This is a genomic window from Rahnella sp. PD4 (genome assembly GCF_049199325.1).
GTDB lineage: Bacteria > Pseudomonadota > Gammaproteobacteria > Enterobacterales > Enterobacteriaceae > Rahnella > Rahnella perminowiae.
Window position 1 is genome coordinate 37,233 of record NZ_JBLZQF010000013.1, and the last position, 18,975, is coordinate 56,207.

The 18,975-nt window shown below is 49.2% G+C and carries 21 protein-coding genes; 6 read left to right on the forward strand and 15 right to left on the reverse strand.

Annotated elements, in window-relative coordinates:
• Positions 1 to 13 precede the first annotated feature (13 nt).
• Positions 14 to 877 carry a YicC/YloC family endoribonuclease gene (locus ACOZIO_RS22640; protein WP_015699232.1) on the reverse strand — a complete coding sequence of 288 codons (864 nt, stop codon included), beginning with the start codon at positions 875 to 877 and terminating at the stop codon, positions 14 to 16.
• Between the two features lie 126 nt (positions 878 to 1,003).
• On the opposite strand from ACOZIO_RS22640, the gene rph reads away from it, so the two are divergent.
• Positions 1,004 to 1,720 carry a ribonuclease PH gene (rph, locus tag ACOZIO_RS22645; protein WP_129992194.1) on the forward strand — a complete coding sequence of 239 codons (717 nt, stop codon included), beginning with the start codon at positions 1,004 to 1,006 and terminating at the stop codon, positions 1,718 to 1,720.
• 83 nt (positions 1,721 to 1,803) lie between these two features.
• Positions 1,804 to 2,445 (forward strand): orotate phosphoribosyltransferase, encoded by a 642-nt coding sequence (pyrE, locus tag ACOZIO_RS22650; RefSeq protein WP_129955268.1) that lies wholly within the window; start codon positions 1,804 to 1,806, stop codon positions 2,443 to 2,445.
• Positions 2,446 to 2,525: 80 nt separating this feature from the next.
• Here pyrE and slmA read toward each other — a convergent pair whose 3' ends face one another.
• The 3 genes from slmA to coaBC all read right to left on the reverse strand — a co-directional run bounded on the left by slmA (position 2,526) and on the right by coaBC (position 4,947).
• On the reverse strand, positions 2,526 to 3,122 hold the full coding sequence (slmA, locus tag ACOZIO_RS22655; protein ID WP_013577628.1) for a nucleoid occlusion factor SlmA: 597 nt from the start codon (positions 3,120 to 3,122) through the stop codon (positions 2,526 to 2,528).
• A gap of 171 nt (positions 3,123 to 3,293) precedes the next feature.
• The gene (gene dut, locus ACOZIO_RS22660) at positions 3,294 to 3,752 is read right to left on the reverse strand and encodes a dUTP diphosphatase (RefSeq protein WP_013577627.1); all 459 of its coding nucleotides are present in this window, start codon (positions 3,750 to 3,752) and stop codon (positions 3,294 to 3,296) included.
• Positions 3,730 to 4,947, reverse strand: coding sequence for a bifunctional phosphopantothenoylcysteine decarboxylase/phosphopantothenate--cysteine ligase CoaBC (gene coaBC / locus ACOZIO_RS22665; RefSeq protein ID WP_217157268.1), 1,218 nt, complete (start codon positions 4,945 to 4,947; stop codon positions 3,730 to 3,732). The genes dut and coaBC overlap by 23 nt, the downstream gene beginning before the upstream one ends.
• Before the next feature lie 183 nt (positions 4,948 to 5,130).
• Between coaBC and radC the strand changes: the two genes are divergently transcribed.
• The 4 genes from radC to mutM all read left to right on the forward strand — a co-directional run bounded on the left by radC (position 5,131) and on the right by mutM (position 7,444).
• Complete coding sequence (radC, locus tag ACOZIO_RS22670; RefSeq protein WP_129992192.1) at positions 5,131 to 5,811, forward strand: RadC family protein; 681 nt, start codon at positions 5,131 to 5,133, stop codon at positions 5,809 to 5,811.
• Positions 5,812 to 6,077: 266 nt separating this feature from the next.
• Complete coding sequence (gene rpmB / locus ACOZIO_RS22675; protein ID WP_004931195.1) at positions 6,078 to 6,314, forward strand: 50S ribosomal protein L28; 237 nt, start codon at positions 6,078 to 6,080, stop codon at positions 6,312 to 6,314.
• An 11-nt stretch (positions 6,315 to 6,325) separates the two neighbouring features.
• Positions 6,326 to 6,493: a 50S ribosomal protein L33 gene (rpmG, locus tag ACOZIO_RS22680; RefSeq protein ID WP_004392084.1), complete on the forward strand. Its 168-nt coding sequence runs from the start codon at positions 6,326 to 6,328 to the stop codon at positions 6,491 to 6,493.
• Between the two features lie 141 nt (positions 6,494 to 6,634).
• Positions 6,635 to 7,444: a bifunctional DNA-formamidopyrimidine glycosylase/DNA-(apurinic or apyrimidinic site) lyase gene (gene mutM, locus ACOZIO_RS22685; protein ID WP_217137674.1), complete on the forward strand. Its 810-nt coding sequence runs from the start codon at positions 6,635 to 6,637 to the stop codon at positions 7,442 to 7,444.
• Between the two features lie 8 nt (positions 7,445 to 7,452).
• Here the strand turns inward: mutM and coaD are convergent, their stop codons facing one another.
• From coaD to rfaF, 11 genes are all read right to left on the reverse strand, one after another.
• Entirely contained in the window at positions 7,453 to 7,935 is a 483-nt protein-coding gene (gene coaD / locus ACOZIO_RS22690) for a pantetheine-phosphate adenylyltransferase (protein ID WP_129955271.1), read from the reverse strand.
• A 6-nt stretch (positions 7,936 to 7,941) separates the two neighbouring features.
• Positions 7,942 to 8,709, reverse strand: coding sequence for a glycosyltransferase family 2 protein (locus tag ACOZIO_RS22695; protein WP_421595739.1), 768 nt, complete (start codon positions 8,707 to 8,709; stop codon positions 7,942 to 7,944).
• The gene (gene waaA / locus ACOZIO_RS22700; RefSeq protein WP_421595740.1) at positions 8,709 to 9,983 is read right to left on the reverse strand and encodes a lipid IV(A) 3-deoxy-D-manno-octulosonic acid transferase; all 1,275 of its coding nucleotides are present in this window, start codon (positions 9,981 to 9,983) and stop codon (positions 8,709 to 8,711) included. Before waaA ends, ACOZIO_RS22695 begins: the two co-directional genes overlap by 1 nt.
• A gap of 120 nt (positions 9,984 to 10,103) precedes the next feature.
• Entirely contained in the window at positions 10,104 to 11,249 is a 1,146-nt protein-coding gene (locus tag ACOZIO_RS22705; RefSeq protein ID WP_129955274.1) for a glycosyltransferase family 4 protein, read from the reverse strand.
• Positions 11,242 to 12,324, reverse strand: coding sequence for a putative lipopolysaccharide heptosyltransferase III (gene rfaQ / locus ACOZIO_RS22710; protein WP_129955275.1), 1,083 nt, complete (start codon positions 12,322 to 12,324; stop codon positions 11,242 to 11,244). The genes ACOZIO_RS22705 and rfaQ overlap by 8 nt, the downstream gene beginning before the upstream one ends.
• A 160-nt stretch (positions 12,325 to 12,484) precedes the next feature.
• A complete protein-coding gene (locus ACOZIO_RS22715) occupies positions 12,485 to 13,492 on the reverse strand; it encodes a glycosyltransferase (protein ID WP_421595741.1) in 1,008 nt (335 codons plus the stop codon).
• Between the two features lie 67 nt (positions 13,493 to 13,559).
• Positions 13,560 to 14,846, reverse strand: coding sequence for an O-antigen ligase family protein (locus tag ACOZIO_RS22720; RefSeq protein ID WP_129955277.1), 1,287 nt, complete (start codon positions 14,844 to 14,846; stop codon positions 13,560 to 13,562).
• Positions 14,843 to 15,847: a glycosyltransferase family 8 protein gene (locus ACOZIO_RS22725; protein WP_421595743.1), complete on the reverse strand. Its 1,005-nt coding sequence runs from the start codon at positions 15,845 to 15,847 to the stop codon at positions 14,843 to 14,845. Before ACOZIO_RS22725 ends, ACOZIO_RS22720 begins: the two co-directional genes overlap by 4 nt.
• Positions 15,840 to 16,937, reverse strand: a complete 1,098-nt coding sequence (locus ACOZIO_RS22730; RefSeq protein ID WP_129955279.1) for a glycosyltransferase family 9 protein — start codon at positions 16,935 to 16,937, stop codon at positions 15,840 to 15,842. Before ACOZIO_RS22730 ends, ACOZIO_RS22725 begins: the two co-directional genes overlap by 8 nt.
• A 2-nt stretch (positions 16,938 to 16,939) precedes the next feature.
• The gene (rfaC, locus tag ACOZIO_RS22735; RefSeq protein ID WP_129955280.1) at positions 16,940 to 17,923 is read right to left on the reverse strand and encodes a lipopolysaccharide heptosyltransferase RfaC; all 984 of its coding nucleotides are present in this window, start codon (positions 17,921 to 17,923) and stop codon (positions 16,940 to 16,942) included.
• Positions 17,923 to 18,972, reverse strand: a complete 1,050-nt coding sequence (gene rfaF / locus ACOZIO_RS22740; protein WP_129955281.1) for an ADP-heptose--LPS heptosyltransferase RfaF — start codon at positions 18,970 to 18,972, stop codon at positions 17,923 to 17,925. Before rfaF ends, rfaC begins: the two co-directional genes overlap by 1 nt.
• Positions 18,973 to 18,975: the final 3 nt, after the last annotated feature.

Sequence of the window (18,975 nt, forward strand, 5' to 3'; positions counted from 1 at the left end):
CAGGGCAGAGGATTTACTCGATATTCTGAATCTGCTCGCGCATTTGTTCGATCAACACTTTCAGCTCGATAGCTGACGTTGTGACATCGGCATTGATGGATTTAGACGCCAGCGTGTTTGATTCGCGGTTAAATTCCTGCATCATGAAATCAAGACGGCGGCCCACGGCTTCTTCTTTCTTCATGATTTTGTGTGTTTCTTTGACGTGCGCTTCCAGCCGGTCCAGCTCTTCAGCCACATCGATACGCTGTGCCATCAGAACCAGTTCCTGTTCCAGACGGGTATTTTCCAGCTGGACCTGTGCATCTTCCAGTTTGCTGACCAGACGCTCGCGCTGCCATTGCAGAATATTTGGCATCTGGGCGCGGACTTTCACCACTTCTGCGCTCACGCCGTCGAGACGCTGTTCGATCATCGTTTTCAGTGCTGCACCTTCGCTTTCGCGCGCGCTGATGAAATCATCCAGTGCGGTTTCCAGCGCCAGCAGCAGTTCGGTGCTTATAGCGTCCAGATCCTGTTCTTCGGCCAGCATAACGCCCGGCCAGCGCAGGACTTCCAGCGGATTAATTTCGCCTTCATCACTTTGCATTTTCACCCATTGCGCCGCTTCAACCAGCTGTTTCGCCAGCTTTTCATTAAGCTGTAACGTGCTTTGTGCGCCAGGGTCGAGATCAAAACGCAAATTACATTCGACTTTACCACGGGTCAGCCGGGCGCGAATACGCTCACGGACAACCGGCTCCAGGCTGCGGAATTGCTCGGGCAGACGGATGTAGGTTTCGAGATAACGTTGGTTTACGGAGCGGAGTTCCCACGCTGCGCTGCCCCAGTCACCCTTAATTTCGCGTCGGGCATAAGCGGTCATACTACGGATCATGTATGCGTACCTGTTAATGTAAAGATGAAGCGATTATAGCCCCCGCGAGCGGGTCATGATAGGCATTACCTCGCGAAGTCCGTATAATGCGCAGCCAAACATGATTCGCGACCCGGAGAAGTATCCATGCGTCCAGCAGGCCGAAATGCACAACAAGTGCGCCCCGTAACACTGACCCGCCATTACACTAAACACGCTGAAGGTTCCGTGCTGGTGGAGTTTGGTGATACCAAAGTGCTGTGTACCGCGACGGTGGAGGAAGGTGTTCCGCGTTTTCTGAAAGGTCAGGGACAAGGTTGGATCACCGCAGAGTATGGCATGTTGCCACGTTCTACCCACACCCGTAATGCCCGTGAAGCCGCAAAAGGCAAGCAGGGCGGCCGTACTCTGGAAATCCAGCGTTTGATTGCCCGTTCCCTGCGCGCAGCTGTCGATCTGAAAAAGCTGGGTGAATTCACCATTACGCTCGATTGTGATGTGTTACAGGCGGATGGTGGCACGCGCACTGCGTCCATTTCCGGTGCTTGTGTTGCGCTGGCCGATGCGCTGAATGCGCTGGTAGCTGCCGGTAAACTGAAAGCGAACCCGATGAAGGGTATGGTTGCTGCAGTTTCTGTCGGTATCGTGAAAGGCGAAGCACTGTGTGATCTCGAATATGTTGAAGACTCAGCGGCAGAAACCGATATGAATGTCGTGATGATGGAAGATGGCCGCATGATTGAGGTGCAGGGCACCGCAGAAGGTGAGCCGTTCAGCCACGAAGAGTTACTCGGCTTACTTGCTCTTGCACGAGAGGGCATCGACACTATCTTCCAGGCGCAGAAAGCGGCGCTGGCGGAATAATTTTTTAAGGCGACTGAGAAGTCGCCTTTTTTATGGCCTGCGGGCTGACAATGAGAAACAAGACGTTATCGAGGAGACCATCAATGAAAGCCTATCAGCGCCAGTTTATTGAGTTCGCACTGAACAAACAGGTTTTGAAATTCGGCGAATTTACCCTGAAGTCCGGGCGCATCAGTCCTTACTTCTTCAATGCCGGTTTATTTAATACTGGCCGTGATCTGGCGTTACTGGGACGTTTTTATGCCGAAGCATTGATGGATTCCAATATTGATTTCGATTTAGTGTTTGGTCCGGCTTATAAAGGTATTCCCATCGCGACGACCACTGCCGTTGCTCTGGCTGAGCATCATGAGCGCGATGTGCCATATTGCTTTAACCGCAAAGAAGCCAAAGATCATGGTGAAGGTGGCTTGCTGGTCGGCAGCCCGTTACAGGGCCGTGTCATGCTGGTCGACGATGTGATTACTGCCGGTACCGCTATCCGTGAATCAATGGAAATCATCAGTGCGAACAAAGCCACTCTGGCAGGCGTATTGATTTCTCTTGATCGTCAGGAACGCGGACGTGCGGATATCTCTGCTATTCAGGAAGTTGAGCGTGATTACCATTGCAAAGTAATTTCAATTATTACGCTGGCTGACCTGATTGAGTACCTGGAAGAGAAAGCGGAAATGGCTGATCATCTGGCGGCTGTCCGGGCTTACCAGCAGGAATATGGCGTTTAATGTAGTCACTATCCTATGAGTAAAACAAAAGGGCCTTTCGGCCCTTTTTGATATTGATGTTTGCCTCTGCCGGGCAGGTTTTATTGCAACTGAGCAGAGATCAGTGGCCAGCGGGTATCGAAATCCTGCGTCGGTTTGTACTTAAACTCAGAGCGTACAAAACGCGACAGCATCCCTTCGCAAAATGCCAGTAACTGGCTGGCGAGCAGAGTTTCATCGCTGATGAATCCGCTGCCTTCACGCATTTTCTTTTCCCGAAGCACCTGACGCAGTTGCGCTTCAATTCGCTCAAAAAGCTGATTGATGCGGCCTTGCAGGCGATCTTGTTCAAACATCAGGGCATGACCGGTCATAATTCGGGTCAGTCCCGGATTACGTTCGGCGAAGCCCAAAATCAGCAGCAAAATCAGACGTATTCTGTTTAACGTATCTTTCTCATCCTGCAGAATGAGGTTGATACGGGTGATCAGACTGTCTTCGATAAACTCGATTAAGCTGTCAAACATGCGTGTTTTACTGGGAAAATGACGGTAAAGCGCTGCTTCTGAAACACCTACACTGGCGGCGAGTTTTGCAGTCGTGATCCTCTGGCTGCCATCGCTGGACTGAAGCATTTGCGCCAGGGCCTGCAAAATCTCTTCGCGCCTGTTCCTTTTTGTCGTTTCTTTCTCTGCCATGTCTGAATAGACCCTTGCTAAAAAACGGCTAAAATCATGGAGAAACCGCACAACTGCCGCATGAATCACTGTGATCCTGCGGCTTATTTCGTTCCCTATGTGTTGTTACGGTCTGATAGTGATAAGGATCTGTTCAATATCGCGTCAAAATCAGCGGTGCTGAACAGGTTCTTATTGGCGACCTGAATGGCCAAAACCACCTTCGCCGCGTTCACTGGCGTCAAAATCTTCCACCAGATTGAATTCAGCCTGAACGACAGGCACAAACACCATCTGAGCAATACGCTCGCCTGGTTCGATAACAAATGTTGTCTGACCGCGGTTCCACACCGACACCATCAGCTGGCCCTGATAATCAGAGTCGATAAGACCGACAAGGTTACCCAAAACGACACCGTGCTTATGCCCCAGGCCGGAGCGAGGTAAAATAACCGCCGCCAGATTAGCATCACCAATGTGAATAGCCAGACCGGTTGGCAGCAGTGTGGTTTCACCCGGTTTCAGCTCTACTGAAGCATCCAGACAGGCGCGCAAATCCAGACCCGCAGACCCGGGTGTCGCGTAAGCCGGTAAAGGGAAAGTCGAACCGATGCGCGGGTCGAGAATTTTAATGTCGATTTTTTTCATCATAACGGCTGACAATCTCTTCTAATAATCGTTGACCAAGCAGGGACTTATCGCTGAGCGGTAAGATTTTATCCCCGTCCTGCCAAAAAAGATGCAAAGCATTGGAATCGCTGTTGAAACCTTGCCCGGCACGTGAAACATCGTTGGCGCAAATCAGGTCCAGATTCTTACGGATCCTTTTTTGCCGCGCGTATTCTTCCACATTCTGGGTTTCAGCGGCAAACCCCACGACGTAAGGTCGGTTCTCTTTCATCGCTGCAACACCGGCAACGATATCAGGGTTTTTAATCATTTTTACCGTGATTTCATCGCCTTGCTTTTTGATCTTCTCATCAGCAATACGCTCTGCGCGATAATCTGCCACGGCCGCGCAGGAAATGAAAATATGCTGAGATGCCGCCGAAAGCTGCACGGCTTGTTGCATTTCCAGCGCACTTTCCACATCAACACGGCGGACATTCGCGGGCGTCGGTTGTGTTACCGGCCCGGCGATAAGTGTCACTTTGGCACCCCGTTCAGCGGCGGCTCTGGCAATCGCAAAACCCATTTTGCCGGAGCTGTGATTGCTGATGAAGCGGACAGGGTCCAGAGGCTCGCGGGTCGGGCCTGCGGTCACCATAATGTTCAGGTGCGCCAGATCGTTGCGTGAAGAAAAATGCGTATTCGCCATATCAACAATCACCAGCGGATCCAGCATACGTCCAGGCCCCACATCACCGCAGGCCTGACTGCCGCTGTCCGGACCCCACATCAATGTGCCCCGTGCTGCCAGGCTTTGCAGGTTTTCTTGTGTGACGGCCGCACGATACATTTGCTGGTTCATCGCAGGCAGGACTGCGACCGGTGCCGCTGTCGCCAGACATACCGTTGTCAGCAGATCATTTGCCAGGCCGGCATTCATTCGAGCCAGCAAATCCGCAGTGGCGGGGGCAATAATGACTAAATCTGCCCATTTCCCTAACTCGATATGTCCCATTGCCGCTTCGGCCGCCGGATCAAGCAGGTCGTCAGAAACCGGATAGCCGGAAACCGCCTGCAGGCTCAGCGGCGTCACGAAAGATTTCGCCGCTTCTGTCATGACGACGCGGACTTCAGCGCCTCTTTCACGTAAGCGACGTACCAGTTCTGGTGCTTTATAGGCAGCGATACCACCGCTGATACCGAGCACAATATGTTTGCCGGAAAGTCCCGTCATCATCATTGTCCGATTAGTTGAAAGCTGAAAGAAGCGACATTTTAGCATAACGGGGAATGATGACAGCTATTGGCGATACTACGAAAGTTAAGGAATAAAAATTCTGCGTAACATCTCGCAAGCTGACGCACCGGACCTCATGACGGGGAGAATGTTGTGCCACAATCGCCGCGAAAAGGAGTCAGGATGACGAAACAGCAAGACCCGTGGCCGGGAGAGATGCCACCACGCGAAAAATTATTGCAACAGGGAGCGAAAGAGCTGACGGATCAGGAGTTGCTGGCGATCTATTTGCGCACGGGATGCAAGGGATTGCATGTCATGGAGCTGGCAAAAAATCTGCTGGATGAATTTGGTTCATTACCTAAATTACTGAAGGCCGATTTTGACACCATGGCACGCACAAAAGGAATGGGAGTGGCCAAGTTTTCACAGCTGGTAGCCGTATCCGAATTATCCCGCCGCGCCTACTTGCGCCATCTGAGTGCTGAAAATGCGATGCTCAGCCCCGCAGTCATCCGCGAATATTTGCAGAATTTACTCGTTTTTCGGGAAAGAGAGGTGTTTCTGGTACTTTTTCTCGACAACCAGCATCGCGTTATTCGCCATGAGGAGATGTTTGCTGGTACTATTGGGCACGTAGAAGTGTATCCCCGCGAAATTGTTCGTGGTGCGATGAAGGTTAATGCGGCAGCCCTAATTCTGGCGCATAATCACCCATCTGGTCGGGCTGAGCCCAGCCTGATGGATAGAAAAGTGACTGAACAGATTATTCGTGCGTGCCAGCTGCTGGAAATTCGCGTCCTTGACCATTTGGTTGTAGGCCACGGAGAAACGGTATCTTTTGCCGAACGCGGCTGGATTTAGCGTCGTTTTTTGAAGATCCTTAGGGATCTTTAGCTGTTCGGGACTTGAGCACTTACGCTACAGAGCGTATACTACGCCACCTTTGAGAATCTTGGGTTTGGCGTTAAGAGCCTATCTCAGCAGGTTTCTGACCTGATGAATTGGTTTTTTACCCGACGACAGTGAGTCGGTTCTCAGTGGAGTTTGCTGAGATGGGCTCTAAAAGCCTGACGAGGCGGCCATACCCTATACGAAGCTCGAGCTGATTTGATTTTTGGAGAATAGACATGTCCCGAGTCTGCCAAGTTACTGGCAAGCGCCCGGTGAGCGGTAACAACCGTTCCCACGCAATGAACGCGACCAAACGCCGTTTTCTGCCGAACCTGCACTCCCACCGTTTTTGGGTTGAGGCTGAGAAGCGCTTTGTAACTCTGCGTGTATCTGCTAAAGGTATGCGTGTTATTGATAAGAAGGGTATTGAGACGGTCTTGGCCGATCTGCGTGCCCGCGGTGAGAAGTATTAAGGAACTGCATCATGGCTAAAGGTGTTCGCGAGAAGATCAAGCTGGTTTCTTCTGCTGGTACTGGTCACTTCTATACCACTACGAAGAACAAGCGTACTAAGCCGGAAAAATTGGAACTGAAGAAATTCGATCCAGTTGTCCGTCAACACGTGATCTACAAAGAAGCTAAAATTAAATAATTTTAGTGGATTGCTAAAACCCGGCTCCGGCCGGGTTTTTTATTGCCTGAATTTCATGATTTCTTTTCATTGCGACTTTTATTTGCCTGATGTCAGTGTCTGCGACAAACTCTGAACACGATTTTTGCTCAAGGGAAAATTATGCCGGAATTACCTGAGGTTGAAACCAGCCGCAGAGGGATTGAACCCTATCTTAAAGGCCACACAATACTGCATGCCATCGTGCGTAATCCGCGCCTGCGCTGGCCTGTCTCGGCGGAAATCTTAGCATTAAGCGATCAGCCGGTTCTGAGTGTGCAGCGTCGGGCAAAATATCTGCTGGTTGAGCTGCAAACCGGGTGGATCATTATTCATCTGGGTATGTCAGGGAGTTTGCGGGTATTGCCGGAAGAAACCGAAGCAGGCAAACATGACCACGTTGATCTGGTGATGGATACCGGCCATGTGCTGCGTTATACCGATCCGCGCCGTTTTGGTGCCTGGTTATGGTCTTCGGATCTGACTGCCAGCAATGTTTTAGCCCATCTGGGGCCGGAGCCGCTAAGCGAAGATTTCACGGCGGATTACTTGTGTGAGAAATCCCGCACGAAGAAATCCCCCATTAAGCCCTGGCTGATGGATAATAAACTCGTGGTTGGCGTAGGAAATATCTATGCCAGTGAATCTTTGTTTGTCGCGGGAATTTCCCCTGACCGGCCTGCACATTCACTCAAACGTGATGAGGCAGAGTTGCTGGTCAGAACCATCAAAGCGGTATTGTTGCGCTCTATTGAACAAGGCGGGACGACGCTGAAGGACTTTCTCCAGTCGGATGGGAAACCGGGATATTTCGCACAGGAATTGCAGGTATATGGAAGAGCGGGCGAGCCATGCCGGGCATGCGGTATGCCCATTGAAAGTAAGAAACAGGCGCAGCGCACCACATTTTTCTGCCCGCGCTGCCAGCGTTAATACCTGATTCAGGCGCTGATTTTTTCCATCAGTGCCTGTGTGATGATTTGCGGCAGGAAAGGCGCAATATCTCCACCGTGGCGGGCGACTTCTTTGACCAGAGATGAAGAAATAAACGACCATTCTTTTGACGGCATCATGAACACGCTTTCCAGCGTGGGCAGCAAATGCCGGTTCATGTTCGCCAGTTGCATCTCATATTCAAAATCAGACACCGCACGTAATCCGCGTACCAGCACGTTTGCGCCCTGAGCTCTGGCAAAATTTGCCATCAAATCGCTGAAACCAATGACATCAACGTTATCCAGATGGGATGTAACCTGAGTTGCCAGCGCCACGCGTTCATCCAGCGTGAACATCGGTTTTTTGCTTGGGCTGGCTGCAATTGCAAGAATGACATGGTCGAACATCTGCGCCGCACGGGTGACGATATCGAGATGCCCGTTGGTCATCGGGTCGAAAGTACCGGGATAAATTGCCTTAGTGCTCATAACGGCTCACTTTTGCAGTTGGTGGCTGAGCGCCCACAGGGCGGCATATTTATTGAATGTATATTGTGCATTGACGCCCGCCAGGATCAACCCCTGCTTTCCGTCCAGAAAACCGGCCCGCAGGATCCAGGTTTTGACGAATGCGCCCAGCGTATGGGAAATAATCGAGAAGAAGCTGCAACGGCGGCCTTGCTGATAGCGTTGCTCTGCCCATGCCTGCGCATAGCTGAGTTGTTTTCGCTGGAAACTGAAAAGGTCGCGACAGGTGAGGTGCAACAGGTCGCCTTGCAACGGAACGACAGTGGCATTCCCTGTGTTCAGTGATTCATGTACCCGATCGTCGTTATAGCTGAACGTTGAAGGATACAAACGGTTGACACGATCAGGATACCAGCCACTGTGACGCATGAATTTCCCGAGGAACAGGTTACTGCGTCCGAGGCTGTAAACGGTATTTTCCTGCGGGCAATTCAGCACATTTTCAATCGACTGACGCAACGGAGAGGATACACGCTCGTCGGCATCTATCATCAAAATATAGTCGCCTGTGGCATGGCTTTGCGCCAGCTGTCGCTGTTTGCCAAACCCCGGCCAGTCAGTGTTAAGGAATACTTTGGCGCCGAAGCTGCGGGCAATATCCTGTGTCGCATCGTTGCTGCCGGAATCGAGCAGAATTATTTCATCTGCCCAGGTCACTGACTCAAGGCATGCCGGCAATAAATCCCCTTCATTACGGGCAATCAGTACGACGGATAAACGTTTTTTATCAGTCATTAATGACTCCGGACAGGCAGATAAGGCTCCAGTAAATGCAGCAGGCGCTGTAAGGCTCCCTGATTTTGATGCAGAACTTCAACGGCGTGGCGACCGTAATACAAGCGATAATCTTCATCGGTCAGCAGTGTAGAAATTTCTTTCACCAGTGATGCGGTATCAGTGACTGTGATCAGACCGTCGTCCTGGGCCAGCTTGGCGCAGATATCTTTGAAATTGAAGGTATGCGGCCCCATGAGTACCGGAATGGCATGGGCTGCCGCCTCCAGCGGATTATGGCCTCCGCGATCGACCAGGCTGCCGCCGACAAAAGCCAGATCAGCAATGCCATACAGCAACATTAATTCACCCATCGTATCGCCGATCACCACCTGGGTGGCTGATGAAGGGACTTCACCTGAGCTACGCTGGATTAAAGAAAGACCGGCTTTGCGCGTCAGCTCACAAGCAACCGGAAAACGTTCAGGATGGCGTGGAACCAAAATAAGCAGCAAGGTCGGATGTGCTTTCAGTAATTCTTTGTGCGCTTCCAGCAGCAAGGTTTCTTCCCCTTCATGCGTGCTGGTGGCGATCCACACCTGACGGCGTGACGCCCATTGGCTGCGCAGTGCAATGGCTTTTGCTGCCAGTTCCGGCGTAACCGAGATGTCGAATTTCAGGCTACCCGTCACCGCAAGCTGGTTGCGTTTTAACCCTAAGGACAGAAAGCGTTCACCATCTTCCTGATTCTGCGCCGCGATCAGGGTGATGCGTTGCAAAATGGTACGAATGAATTTGCCTAGCTTCTGATATCCCTTTGCCGAGCGGTCAGAGAGGCGGGCATTGGCTATCACCAGCGGGATCTGGCGACGATGCAGTGCGCTGATAAGGTTCGGCCAAAGCTCGGTTTCCATGATGATGACAAGCTTTGGGTTCACCTCATCCAGGAAACGATTTACCGAACCCGTCAGATCATAAGGCAGATAAACGTGGTGCACCCCCTTACCAAAAGCGGACTGAACGCGCTCTGAGCCAGTCGGTGTCATGGTGGTGACGGTAATCGGCAAGGAAGGATAACGATGACGCAATGCGCGGACTAAAGGGATCGCGGCCAGCGTCTCTCCGACGGAAACGGAATGCAGCATGATGCCACCGGAGACAACCTTTCCCTTGCAGAAGCCATAACGTTCAGCCCAGCGTTTACGATAGGCCGGGGACTTGCGGCTGCGCAAAAGTAAACGGATCCAAATCAATGGCTGAATTAAGTATATGATTATATTATAAAAAATATTCATCTTTTATCAGGCGTTGCATAAGGGAAAGTTAATTTCATAAAGCGAAAATAGTCCCGGCGGATAGATGGGCACATGGTATCAGATAAGTGTGATCGACTCATCATGTCAGCGCCTGCGTCCTCAGACCAGTAACGAGTGATAAAGCGTAACTAACTGCTGTGAAAGGTTTTTCGGAGTGTAAGGTAAAATCCGTTCTCTTGCCGCATTTCCCATCTCGTCATTTTCCTGACGGGAAGGAATTTTATTCACATATTCGCTTAGGCTTGCCACATCCAGTGCATCGCAAACAAAGCCCTCGCGCCCCTGCCTGATAAATTCTGCCCCCCCACAAGTTTCACTGGTGATGACGGGCAATCCGCAGGCCATGGCTTCAAGAATAACGTTCGGGAACGGGTCATATAATGTCGGCAGGATCATGCCATCGGCTGCGTGGTAATAAGGCAGAACATTGTTTTGTACCCCGACAAAGCGGATCCGGTCGGCGCAGCCTGTTTGCTGAGCCAGCGATGCGTATTTTTTCTGGTCTTTATCTTGTCCGACAATAATCAGGTAACGATCGCCGGAAGCAATTGCTTCAATGGCGGGCTTCAACCCTTTGCGTTCAAAACCAGAACCTACGTAAATCAGTGCCACGGCCTGCGCAGGAATGGCAAGCATTTCACGTGAAGCAAGCCGTTGTGCAAGGGTCGCCGGTACGAATTTTTGGGAATCAATGGCGTTATAGATCACCTCAAAACGACTTTCCTCCACCCCGTAACAGCGGATGATATCGCGTTTTACCATCTCAGAATTACAGATGATTTTTTTCAACGCCGGAGAGTGGAACATGGCTTCCTCAGCCTGCAGTACATACCGGTGATATGAACTGATTTGTGTGAGAAAACGCTGGAGAGGTGAAATAACGCGCGCCCTTTGTTCCAGCCAGACACGGTGTGCACCATCGCCCGCGCGGAAAATATCGCAACCTGGAATGCGCTCGTGGCTTTGCACAATGTCGAACTGTTCCCGTTCCCAACATTGTTGTGCTGCGGCGGCAAAACCTTTCTCACGTGAAACCCGGCCATATTTTGCCGGATTGCACAGGTGAATTTTCCATTTCGGATTGGGTTTGCCTTCCCACTGGCGGGTAATAATATTCAGATCAATATTTTGATCATCCAGTGCTTCAAGAGCGCGTGAGATAAAACGTTCCGCGCCGCCATCAGGGCGATATTTTTGTCTGACAATTGCTAAACGAATGTTTTTCTCACTGGCAGCATTAGTCATGCAGGTAACTCCTGGCGGCATCAATCACATCGCTGACAGGGATTGCATGCAGATAACGTTGTTGAGTTTTTGTATCGATAGAATCGGGTGCGGGCAGCGGCGCGTAGTCCCCGGCCCAGATAGTGGTATTGTTATTGCCCCATGGACGCCAGTGCTGCATTTTCGTCGGGCCAAATAAGGCCACACAAGGTGTATTAAGCGCGGCAGCCATATGCATCGGCGCAGAATCCACCCCGATAAAGAGTTTTGCACCATCAATCATTGCCGCAAGCTGTGTCAGTGATAGCTGCCCGGCAACAGAGATAACCTGCGGATTGTGGGTGAGATCCTGAATTTTGCGCACCATATTCAGCTCTTTCTTATCCGGACCGGAGGTCATTACAATCGTCAGGCCGGTTTCAGCGAGTCCATCAATCACATTGGCGAATTTGTCATCATCCCAGCATTTGAACGTCCAGCGTGACGTCGGCTGAATCACAATATATTCGCCGCTTACCTGGTTTTTCAGAAGTAATTGCTGACAGAAAGACTTGTCACTTTCTGAATAATGCATTGATGTCACCGCATTATCGGTGGAGATGCCAAGAGGGGACAAAATCGACATATTCTGTTCGACAGTATGCAGGAGGCTGTGATTTTCGGTGGTCACTAATTGTGTATGACCTGCCCGCCAGAAAGCAGAACGTCGTTTTTTATAGTCGAATCCTAAACGAACTTTCGCACCGCTGAAGCGGGAAATCAGCGCGCTACGCCACTGATCGGCCAGATTAATCACCAGGTCATAATGTCGTTCGCGTACCGCTTTGAGTAGCTGATATTCTTGCTGTAACTGATAGCGGACACCTTGTTTTTTCCATGTTCTATCAATCACATGGATATAGGAAAGGGCCGGGTGTTCACTAAGAATAGGGCGGGTTTCTTTATACAGAAGCACATCAATTTCAGCATCGGGATAATGCTCACGTAGCCTGTTTATCACCGGCGTGGTCAGCACCATATCTCCATGATGACGGAGTTTCACCAGAAGAATTCTTTGGGGTCTGAATGCTGCGTATTTGGCTTCTGAATTAGGCATTCTATTATCTGATAGTAGAATATAGTGAATTGATTTTAGGTGAAGAATCGTATGGTGTGAAGTTATTTATCCTCCTGATATAGAAAGATAAATAACTTCATTTAAGAAATAGTTAGATTCCACTTAAAGACATAATGGAATCGTCTCTTTCTGAAACAGATTAACCGAGTTTTTTACGCAGGTTATGGAGGCGATACAGCCACAATAACAGTTGCCACCATTGTTTAAGTCCGCGCGCGTTACGCAGCATTATTTTGCGTGTGCCGGAGGTGTAAATATCGTCGATCATGGCTTTCCGGGCGGCCTGATCAGGCTCACGGCGGACAGAATGGCAGACCGTCAGGGCTTCACGGGTGACCTGTCTTGGAAACTCCGCATAGATCTTTACCTGGTCTTTATATCGCTCATTTAACGCATCAAGCATTTTGGCTATTTTTAGATAATGCCTTTGATATTCAACGTTTTTCATTCCAGTTCTTTTTTGGTTACTGATTGACTGGTCGTGAATGTAATAGCGATAAAGAACCTTTTGGGTATATTTCACGCGGCGTGCGTTGAACATTAATTCGGTTGTCCAGGGAATATCCTGATGATGCAGGCCCGGTTCAAAATACAGATTATGCTTTTTAATGAGCTGGAGACGGTAGACTCCAAGCCATACAACGTGCAAATAACGGTTTGTTGCCAGCGCCATTTTAAGCCAGTCCGGGCCATCCAGAACGGCTGTCGACGTTAAACGATCGGTGGGGATGATGGGTTTAACTTTTTCTGAGCTGACAAAATAACGTTCACCATTGCATTGTGCGACATCCAGATCATCTTGTTCACACAGCTCAATCAGCGTTTTATACATGTCCGGATAGAGTATGTCATCGGCATCCGGAAAAGTGACATACTGACCTTTGGCGACATCCAGGCCAGCATTGCGCGCACGTGAAACACCGCCGTTAGCCTGATGAATGACGCGAATATGCGGGTATTTGCTGGCGTATTCTTGCGCAACGCGCTCGGAACCATCTGTCGAGCCATCATTAACGATGATGACTTCGAGGTTTTCCAGCGTCTGGGCGACGAGCGAATCCATAAAGTTTCGGAACATCTCCCCGGCGTTATACAGGGGAATAATCGCGCTGAGCTTAATGTTGTCCGATGTCGTTGTTAAAGGCATATCACAGATTTTCCACTGATAAAGATGGCAAACAACCGGGCCGGTGCGAGCTCACAGCCCGGAAAAATCATTGTTTTTCTAAAGAGGGCCGCGTCCTCATTCTCAGCATCAACAGATAGGCGAAGACCAGCACAATAAAATACGGTGATTCGCGATTATAAAACTGGGTATCGCCCTGACTGAAGTAAATTACCGGAACCGACAGCAATAAAAATTCGTAACCTTTGGGTATCAGTCTGAAGGGATAGAGCAATAATACAGCGAAGAAAAGTACCATAATCAATGCGCCGAAAATTCCCTGTAATGACAAGGTATCGATAATGTCATTATGCAGATGGAACTGCAGATTACGTAACGCTTCCGGATTGCCGCCTTCATGCTGATCGATGAACGTTGTCGCCAGTGCATTGCGGCTGTCAGCAGACTGACCAAACGGGTGTTGTTCGAAAACATTCAATCCGGCGCGCCACATTGAGAAACGCGCGCCGACTGAAGTATTGCGGTTGCCTTCATGATATGAGGCGACCTCGTTCTGAAGGTTGTCGAGGCGGGTGAGTACCTTATTGTAATAAGGATGGCCTGAGAGAACGGCGGCAATAATCAAAGCGGTGATGCCAAAACCGTATATCATTTTAGAAGTATGGGAACTTTTGACAAAGTCGTAAATGACGCTGCCTGCACTAATGAGCGTAAAAAGTAGCATTGCTGAACGAGTTTCGGTGGCCGCAAGTACAGCAAATGTCATGGTCATTACAATCAGGCAAATGAATCGGTAATGTTTTAAAGCATGATATTTCAGGCTGTACATGACCAGTAAGGAAAAAATCGTGAATGTATAGGCACCGGATGTCGGGGCATCAGAGTTTATTTGAATACGGTCGCCTGTTTTTAAATAATAAGCGATGCGCGTTGCTGATATGATTAAAAACAGAAGCGTCATAATGGAAATGCCCGTGCGTACTGTCAGTGTGGGGATTTTCCATTTATGAATATTATGCTCAATGGCATAAAGGATGAATGATGCCAGTATGAGTCGTTTGCCACTGATTTGGTAATGGTATGCAATAAGCGGATACTGATGGTTGACGGTCAGCATAACCCAAAGTAACTTGCTGATACCCAGGAGCAGAATTATGCAGGCTACAGGATAGAAGTGAATTTTCTTTTCAACCCGTAGAGTAATATAGATAAAGTATATGACTGAAATATAGGTGACGATATAAAAGAAATTACGGGTAATTTCACCGGAATACATAAAGAAAGAAATAGAGATAGTAATAAATAAAAAAAATACTGATGCCAGTTTATCGTCCAGAGACGATTTCTTTATATTATCAATTAGCACGTTGATCATAAAGGATTTTTCCTGAAAATCTTCTTGTTCATATACTTGGACATCCAGCACAAACTGGTCAGGTAGCGACCCTTATACCAGAGCGCTTGCGCATAACGTTTCATTTCTTTGTAGGAAACAGGCACGTCATGTGGAACTGCTTGCCATGGAGATTGAGCATAATAGTGATCATAAACATCAGCCAGTTCTCCCATTCCCCAAAGATGCCAGGGTTTACATTTACCTGTGTAATGAATCAGGATGGTATCTTTAGGAATATCAACTTTGTTCCCTACTTTATTTAAAATAATATCACACACGAAATTGTACTTTTTAGGAAGTAGCAAAACTTCATGTTCAAGGACAATATTAAGTGCATCCTGATCAGGGAATTTAAATTCATTTCCCTGACGGGAAAGCGCCTGGATGATCCGCTCAGTGGTATTTTTTTCGATCCACTGAGGGATGTTGATGTATAAAAATCCTGAGTTAAAGTAGTTACCCTTTGTCAGGCTTAACTGTGAACAAAGTTTATTTCTGGCCCGCCGCGTATCATTGACAGCCGCCAGTGTACAGGCGCTGATATCCATCTCGTTCAGCTCCTTATAACTGCCTAAACATAATGTGTCCGCGTCAAGATAGAGTAATTTTGAGGTGACATCAGAAAGGATATAAGGAGTAAACAAACGGTAATAAATAGCCTGCGGGTAGCGGCCCATCAGCGGCAAATCCGTGAACGCAGACTCTTTGAATACGTAACAGGTTATGGCCAGCGGTTGATTTACTGCCAGCTCGAGCAGCCGATCTTTTGATTTGTCATCGAGCGCACTGCCAAATATATGAATATGAAACGCTAAGTCAGGATTGTTTTTCAGAACAGAAAAGACAGTGATCCCCATACCACGGGCATACGCATTATTTATTCCGAATGCGATATGAACCACAGGGAAGGCTGAATCCTCTAAATGGTTTACGAGTTCTTCTTTATGCTCGAGGTAGCTCAGGTATTCATGGTCAGACATAGTTTTGTACCTGACTTGTTTTGCTTATAACAAATGAACGTATTTTCTCCAGTTGTGCATCACTGAGGGAAAAGAGTTCTTCAGCGCTGTGCCTGAATTGATAAGGTGCTGAGAAAATGAACGATTCAGGCGCGAGTTGCTTATCTTCTGGTGTCAGGATGAGCGGCGCATAGGTCGGATGTTGTTCGGCTAAGTCACAAGGCCCCGCTAAACAGACCACCGGTATCTTCATGGCATCAGCGATATATACATTGCCGGAGTCTGAGGCGATATACATATCCATCTGAGAAATGGCATGAGGGACTTCATGCAATTTTAGCTTACCGATCAGGCTAGTGATATTTTCGCGGTGACTGAGTTTTCCCAGCAACTGGTCAAGGTATTTCTGCTCATTCTCCGGGCCAAAAATATAAAACTGACAAGGAATATCCTTCAGGGCGTTAAGGATTTTGATCCACACTGCCGTTGGAATTGTTTTCGCTTTATTGCCTGCCGAAATGCTGATACCTATTTTGATCTGCTTGTTTTCAGCCAGCTCCGGCAAGATTTTTTCAGGCACCCACAAAGGAAGGGTGGCATGTTTAGTATAACTGTCTGCGCTGAGGCTGGGATCTGCCAGCTTCAGGTAACTTTCCAGCGTGAAATTAGTTTTCTGGTGTAAACGAACAACGTCTGCCGTCTGATAAAAAATCCCGTGATACCACTTGCGGGTATAAGCAATCAGAAAAGCTTTATGCCTGGCGTTACAGAAGGCGGCATAGAAAGCATTAACGCTGTTAGGTTGTAGCAGATAAACATTGTCGTAGCGGTTAAGCAGGTGAAAGGCGAGACCAATTTTACTGACTAAAGATTTTTTATAATCTTCAATGAGATAAATAGAATCAATCGTCGCATCATGTGAAGCCAAAGGCATAACCGTTTTACTGAGCAAAACATCTGATTTTTTTAAGTGTTTTAGTAAAGGCGTAATATTGACGAAGTCACCAATTTTGGCGGTTTGTATGACCAGATTTCGTCCTTTTCCCTGATGAAAAGGCTTCATCAGCATTTTGAACGGCCACAGCAAAATGAAAATAATCACGTAGCTCATGGTCAGTTCATTTCCTCTTTCGCCGCCAGCAGATCACTCAGACGTTCAAAGACGCTTTTTGCAGATAAGTTTTTCAATGCGTTGTCATCGGCTTTGAGGATAAACTGATTCTTTCCATACCCGCCAATCAAGCCGGGATCGGTCGGTCCGTAAAGTGTGATATTGGGACGATCCAGCGCGGCGGTCAGATGGCTCAGCCCGGTATCAACAGAAATGACCGCTTTCGCCCCCGCTAAAACCTCAGCAACTTTTTCCAGGCTCAGTTTAGGCAGCACCTCGACATAAGGAAAACCTTCCGCCAGGCGCAATGCGCGTTGATATTCATGGTCTGCCCCCCATGGAAGTTTGATGCAAATATTTTGCCCGTCGAACATGCTGATCAGCGCACGCCAGTGCTCTTCCGGCCAGTGCTTATCTGCGCGGGTGGTGGCATGAAGAAACACCAGATACGGCTGCGTATCAGCAGGAAGATGGGAGAGGAAACGTGCCGCAATAGCGTAATCCCCCTGGCCTGATGGCTTTTCATAACCCAGGCTTTTCGCAAATAACTCCCGAGTACGCTCTACCGCATGCTGCTTTTTATCGATTTCATGGCGTTGATTGTAGAACCAGCTGGCGAATGGCTCGCGGGCACTTTTACAATCTTGCCCGTGTTTTTCGCCTTTGGCGACGCGGGTGATCAGTGCTGCACTTTTCATCAGACCCTGAGCATCGATGATGACATCATAGGTTTGAGACTGAACTTCGCGTTTGAAATCGCAGCGTTGATGCCGGGTTTCAGAACCGAACCAGTTTTTACGCCAGCGGCGGATGGCGACAGGTATCACGCGATCAACGGCAGGATGCCAGCCGGGGATCTGGGTAAAGCCTTCTTCCACAACCCAGTCAAAGCGGATCCCAGGAATGGCCTGCATCGCATCCGTTAACGCCGGAAGAGTATGCAGAACGTCGCCCATGGACGAGGTTTTGACGATGAGAACCCGCATTAAAGCTCCTTCCTTGCGTTCAGCAACTGGGTGAGTTCCTGGTAAACCTGCCCGGGTTGTATATCAATTAAACTTTGGTGATAGCCTTCTTCCGCATCGCCTTTACGGACTTTATGGTAGCCGGTGATAAGACGTATAACTTTTGCTTGATGACTGAGTGGTGGCGTAAAGTCCGGGCTGCTGGGCCCGTAAAGTGCCACCAGCGGTTTATCCAGAGCAGCGGCAACATGCATAAGACCTGAATCATTACTGACCACCGCATGACAGGCGGCAATCATCACGACCGCCTGATCCAGGGAGGTTTTCCCCGCCAGATTGAGGCAGAAAGGCTGTGCGTTTTCTGTCAGCGCCAGGCGGATTTGTTCACCTGCAGCGTTATCTTTTGCGGAACCAAACAGCACCACCTGATAGCCTTCGCTGATCAGCTTTTCAGCCAGCACCGCGTAGTGATAATGAGGCCAGCGTTTTGCCGGGCCAAATTCCGCGCCAGGGCAGAAACCTATCAGCGGGCGGGTATTATCCACAGAGAAGGCGGTTTTAACCGCAGTGACTTCCGCGTTGCTGACCGCTAATTTCGGCCACAGAACAGGTTGCGGAAGATCAGCGGCAGTTTTGATTTGCCGGGCATCATAGCCCAGTGCGGCATAACGCTGAACCATCAGTGGGAATGCGGGTTTATCCAGTACCCGCAAATCATTGAGCAGGCCATAACGCATTTCGCCACGCCAGCCGGTGCGCTGAGGAATACGGGCAAAGAAAGGTATCAGCGCCGATTTAAACGAGTTAGGCAGAACGTATGCGCGCTGATATTTCTCATTGCGCAGTGAAATACCCAGACGACGACGCTCGCCCAATTCCAGCGCTCCATGGCCCAGCGGCATTGCCAGCGCCTGATGCACTTCCGGCATGCGATCAAGTAAAGGACGGCACCATGCAGGTGCCATCACGTCAATCTGAGCGTCGGGGTGCGCAGCTTTCAGGGTGCGATAAAGACTTTGTGACATCATCATGTCACCGACCCATGACGGCCCAATTACCAGTATTTTCATACC

Bases quoted from the DNA above. Each gene is read 5' to 3' on its own strand.
- rfaF (WP_129955281.1), bottom strand. From the start codon at position 18,972: ATGAAAATACTGGTAATTGGGCCGTCATGGGTCGGTGACATGATGATG.
- ACOZIO_RS22720 (WP_129955277.1), bottom strand. From the start codon at position 14,846: ATGATCAACGTGCTAATTGATAATATAAAGAAATCGTCTCTGGACGAT.
- radC (WP_129992192.1), top strand. From the start codon at position 5,131: ATGACGAAACAGCAAGACCCGTGGCCGGGAGAGATGCCACCACGCGAA.
- ACOZIO_RS22695 (WP_421595739.1), bottom strand. From the start codon at position 8,709: ATGACTGATAAAAAACGTTTATCCGTCGTACTGATTGCCCGTAATGAA.
- coaBC (WP_217157268.1), bottom strand. From the start codon at position 4,947: ATGATGACGGGACTTTCCGGCAAACATATTGTGCTCGGTATCAGCGGT.
- rpmB (WP_004931195.1), top strand. From the start codon at position 6,078: ATGTCCCGAGTCTGCCAAGTTACTGGCAAGCGCCCGGTGAGCGGTAAC.
- rfaQ (WP_129955275.1), bottom strand. From the start codon at position 12,324: ATGCCTAATTCAGAAGCCAAATACGCAGCATTCAGACCCCAAAGAATT.
- dut (WP_013577627.1), bottom strand. From the start codon at position 3,752: ATGATGAAAAAAATCGACATTAAAATTCTCGACCCGCGCATCGGTTCG.
- waaA (WP_421595740.1), bottom strand. From the start codon at position 9,983: ATGAATATTTTTTATAATATAATCATATACTTAATTCAGCCATTGATT.
- rfaC (WP_129955280.1), bottom strand. From the start codon at position 17,923: ATGCGGGTTCTCATCGTCAAAACCTCGTCCATGGGCGACGTTCTGCAT.
- pyrE (WP_129955268.1), top strand. From the start codon at position 1,804: ATGAAAGCCTATCAGCGCCAGTTTATTGAGTTCGCACTGAACAAACAG.
- coaD (WP_129955271.1), bottom strand. From the start codon at position 7,935: ATGAGCACTAAGGCAATTTATCCCGGTACTTTCGACCCGATGACCAAC.
- rph (WP_129992194.1), top strand. From the start codon at position 1,004: ATGCGTCCAGCAGGCCGAAATGCACAACAAGTGCGCCCCGTAACACTG.
- slmA (WP_013577628.1), bottom strand. From the start codon at position 3,122: ATGGCAGAGAAAGAAACGACAAAAAGGAACAGGCGCGAAGAGATTTTG.
- ACOZIO_RS22730 (WP_129955279.1), bottom strand. From the start codon at position 16,937: ATGAGCTACGTGATTATTTTCATTTTGCTGTGGCCGTTCAAAATGCTG.
- ACOZIO_RS22640 (WP_015699232.1), bottom strand. From the start codon at position 877: ATGATCCGTAGTATGACCGCTTATGCCCGACGCGAAATTAAGGGTGAC.
- rpmG (WP_004392084.1), top strand. From the start codon at position 6,326: ATGGCTAAAGGTGTTCGCGAGAAGATCAAGCTGGTTTCTTCTGCTGGT.
- ACOZIO_RS22725 (WP_421595743.1), bottom strand. From the start codon at position 15,847: ATGTCTGACCATGAATACCTGAGCTACCTCGAGCATAAAGAAGAACTC.
- ACOZIO_RS22705 (WP_129955274.1), bottom strand. From the start codon at position 11,249: ATGACTAATGCTGCCAGTGAGAAAAACATTCGTTTAGCAATTGTCAGA.
- mutM (WP_217137674.1), top strand. From the start codon at position 6,635: ATGCCGGAATTACCTGAGGTTGAAACCAGCCGCAGAGGGATTGAACCC.
- ACOZIO_RS22715 (WP_421595741.1), bottom strand. From the start codon at position 13,492: ATGCCTTTAACAACGACATCGGACAACATTAAGCTCAGCGCGATTATT.